This is a genomic window from Flavobacterium sufflavum, assembly GCF_004016525.1.
GTDB lineage: Bacteria > Bacteroidota > Bacteroidia > Flavobacteriales > Flavobacteriaceae > Flavobacterium > Flavobacterium sufflavum.
Map to the genome: position 1 here is coordinate 1 of NZ_SACJ01000040.1, position 311 is coordinate 311.

Below are 311 nucleotides of genomic sequence, written 5' to 3' on the forward strand. Positions count from 1 at the left end.
TTTCCTTTGGAAAAACGAAATTCAGATGTATATTTGCACTCGTAATAATGACGCCGATGTAGCTCAGCTGGCTAGAGCAGCTGATTTGTAATCAGCAGGTCGTGGGTTCGAGTCCCTCTATCGGCTCTTAGTAAAACCACTTAAGGAATTAGGTGGTTTTTTATTGAAATTGACATTATTACAGGCCGATGTAGCTCAGCTGGCTAGAGCAGCTGATTTGTAATCAGCAGGTCGTGGGTTCGAGTCCCTCTATCGGCTCAAATAAACCATCTAACTTTTGTTAGGTGGTTTTTTGTTTTTATGAAAAAACA

Annotated in this window: 2 tRNA genes; both read left to right on the forward strand. The window is 40.8% G+C overall.

The features are described 5' to 3' along the window. Positions 1–52 precede the first annotated feature (52 nt). Positions 53–126 (forward strand) — tRNA-Thr (locus EOD40_RS17860). Positions 127–184: 58 nt separating this feature from the next. Further along, positions 185–258 (forward strand) — tRNA-Thr (locus tag EOD40_RS17865). Positions 259–311: the final 53 nt, after the last annotated feature.